The following is a 2,675-nucleotide window of genomic DNA, read 5'->3' as shown; positions in this document are numbered from 1 at the left end:
TTCGAGTGGAATTTCCTCTGTCACTGGTTCAGACGATGTTTGTACGGCTTCTTGTTCTATCTGTTTAATTTGTTCAATTGCCTTATCTGTTTTTGCTGTTGTCTTGACGTCAACAAAAGGTTTAGCGGCATTGGCGCGCTTGAGACGTGCGTAGACTTGATTAGAAACTTCAACAAATGGATTATTGGGTGTTGATGGTTCAAAGCGAACAGTGCTTTTATTGTCTCCAACAACACACATTGGCTTAGTGATGACAGCTTTCATCATTGCTCCTTTTGCGTCATAATTAATGACATCATTAGTCAATTATTGATTTTTGTTATTTGAAAAATAGATTAGTCAGAATTACCCAGAAAACAGGGCTTTCTAGCCACGTTTCAAGATCACATTTTACTAAATTTTTAGAGGATATTTTTGAATTTTGGACGCAATTCGACCAGTACAGCAGCGTCATTAAATACGACTTTTCACATATTGTCAACAAAAAAATCAATATATTGTGTATTTTTTATTTTTTTCACCTAAATATGCTGCTTTACAAACAAATGATGCAAATATTCCGTTCCCAAAAATCGTTTATACGTTAAAGCATTTACCATTTATTTTTTGGATAAAAATACTTCTGGAGAGCATTTAGAGCAATACGCAAAGAACTAACAAGATGTGGTAATGTTTGGTTTTCTATAACAAGATGTTGTATCGCGGCATAAAGATTATACTGTCTATAGAGGTGTTGTGCTTCTTTGATAGCCTCTTGCATGTTTGAAAACTGTTCTGTTGCAAATTTAATCCATTTTTCTTTTGCTGTCTCATCAGAAGATGAGGGCATTTTATCATAAACAGCACTTGGCAAACCTTTTGCACACGAATAGTCATTTTTCACTTCAAGATATTTTTGCGCAGCATCATATTGGTCTTGATTTATTTCGCCTTGCAAATAAAGCCGCCCGATATAGGTACCGGAAAGCGGATTTTTAGCCTCTTCTATGGTCAAACAGAAGCGTTTGGCACGCATTTCAATTGCCAATTTATCCATGGGTTCATGCGGTGTTTTTGCTCGTGAGATACGTCCATTTGGTTCTCTGATACATCCTTTAATCCGAGGACGACCGCGTTTTGCACGTTTTTTTCTTTTTGTCATATTTTTTTTCAATCAGAATGGGACGCTATCGTTAAGAGCCGTTCTATAATCTTGAGCCCCTGAAGCGATAGCATAATTTTGAGAAGTAATAGGTGAAGGGGTAGGGGATGCCGATTGATCTTTCTTTGCATCAAGCAAATACAATTCACCTTTGAATTGTGGTAAGACAATCTCTGTTGTGTAACGGTCATGCCCATTTTTATCTTGCCATTTGCGTGTCTGTAATTTTCCTTCTATGTAAACCTTTGAACCTTTGTTTAGATACTGAAGTGCAATTTTTGCCAAATGTGGATTAAAAATCACCACGGAATGCCATTCTGTTTTCTCTACTTTTTGATTGGTTTTTTTATCTGTATAGCTCTCAGAAGTCGCTATACTAAAATTGACTATTTCTGCTCCAGAATTCATTGTTTTGCTTTCGGGATTGGCACCAAGGCGCCCGATTAACGTCACTTTATTTAGCATATTTTAGTTACCTTAAATTTGTATTTAAATATGTAAAAAATCTTAGCATAATTTTATTATTTTTTCAATTATTTCAATGATATATTATTAATTATTAACATATAACATTACGTTTTGTGGTGTACGTATAAGATAAGGAGATCAAGGGATTTTATTTTGCAAGCAGCGTTTCTTTTCCATTTTCACCATAAATTCCTTAAACTCTGTTAGCTCTTGTTGTGAAAGGTGTTTAAAAGTTCTACAAAACGTGTTAGCCATTTCATGGTTAAGTGGATCAGAAGAATTCATTATAAAATTCTTTCGGCAAATATCAGCCTCTTTTCTTAAAAGAGAAGCCATGTTTTGATCTAAAGCGTACAGCTTTATGATCTTTTCTTCCATTCCTACTGGAACAGATTTCTTGCCAATCTCAACAGAAGATAAAAATGCTACAGATATGCCTAGTTTATCAGCCATATCTAAGAGCCGTTCAAAGCGATCAAGGCGAATTTTGCGTAAAGTTTTGCCAAATAGTGTAAGCATGTGATTAAAACTCCTATTCATGCAATCAAGCTGCTTTGAGAAATGATATTGTGTTTTTTTCAAAAATTTCTTTGACTTTTCCATAAAGTATAGCCTTGCCGCCTGGATATCTTAATGGTGAGCAGATATGAGTCATCGTTACGTGCCTTTTTAGGTGTTTTTTGATGTTTTGTTGATTTCATCAATCGATGTTAAGAAGATACAATACCGATTAACCAAAAAAGTCTTATAAATCGGAGATTTTACTATGGCTTTTTAGTACAAGACTGTAGTATGTAGATGGATATGTTTATTAAATTGCGTGTACGAAACATAAGAAACAATACACAGCATAAAAAATAGTACCAAAGTACAATGTCTAAATACCCAAATACGGTATCCAATGAAAAAGAAAGCTTATGCTCCACGTACTTAGAAATAATAGGTAAAGAGACCGTTTCTTTATAACTACTTGGGAAAATTAAAACGACAAGCGCTAAACTTATTAGTTTTAAGAGTCTGTGCAAATACTGTTGTAAATCACGTGTTAGTTTCACCCAACCCGTTG

The 2,675-nt window shown here is 34.6% G+C and carries 4 protein-coding genes and 1 pseudogene; all 5 read right to left on the bottom strand.

Going from position 1 to position 2,675, the window contains the following annotated elements; all coding sequences use genetic code 11:
• Window positions 1-264 (bottom strand): hypothetical protein (locus tag ACFINX_RS09635; protein WP_375668756.1); only part of this gene is annotated, 264 nt, incomplete at its 3' end.
• A gap of 328 nt (window positions 265-592) precedes the next feature.
• Window positions 593-1,141 (bottom strand): hypothetical protein, encoded by a 549-nt coding sequence (locus tag ACFINX_RS09630; RefSeq protein WP_375657558.1) that lies wholly within the window; start codon window positions 1,139-1,141, stop codon window positions 593-595.
• Window positions 1,142-1,153: 12 nt separating this feature from the next.
• Window positions 1,154-1,606 carry a single-stranded DNA-binding protein gene (gene ssb, locus ACFINX_RS09625; RefSeq protein WP_375620506.1) on the bottom strand — a complete coding sequence of 151 codons (453 nt, stop codon included), beginning with the start codon at window positions 1,604-1,606 and terminating at the stop codon, window positions 1,154-1,156.
• Window positions 1,607-1,747: 141 nt separating this feature from the next.
• Complete coding sequence (locus tag ACFINX_RS09620; RefSeq protein ID WP_375668755.1) at window positions 1,748-2,128, bottom strand: helix-turn-helix domain-containing protein; 381 nt, start codon at window positions 2,126-2,128, stop codon at window positions 1,748-1,750.
• Window positions 2,129-2,373: 245 nt separating this feature from the next.
• Window positions 2,374-2,675: pseudogene (locus ACFINX_RS09615) on the bottom strand (hypothetical protein); the annotation flags it as partial.

This window comes from Bartonella sp. AP36NXGY, assembly GCF_042195865.1.
GTDB lineage: Bacteria > Pseudomonadota > Alphaproteobacteria > Rhizobiales > Rhizobiaceae > Bartonella.
The sequence above is the reverse complement of the archived record's forward strand: the minus strand, read 5'-3'. Positions and strand labels throughout refer to the sequence as shown.

Excerpts from the sequence above, each read along its gene's own strand:
- ssb (WP_375620506.1), bottom strand. The coding sequence starts at position 1,606 with ATGCTAAATAAAGTGACGTTAATCGGGCGCCTTGGTGCCAATCCCGAA.
- ACFINX_RS09620 (WP_375668755.1), bottom strand. The coding sequence starts at position 2,128 with ATGCTTACACTATTTGGCAAAACTTTACGCAAAATTCGCCTTGATCGC.
- ACFINX_RS09630 (WP_375657558.1), bottom strand. The coding sequence starts at position 1,141 with ATGACAAAAAGAAAAAAACGTGCAAAACGCGGTCGTCCTCGGATTAAA.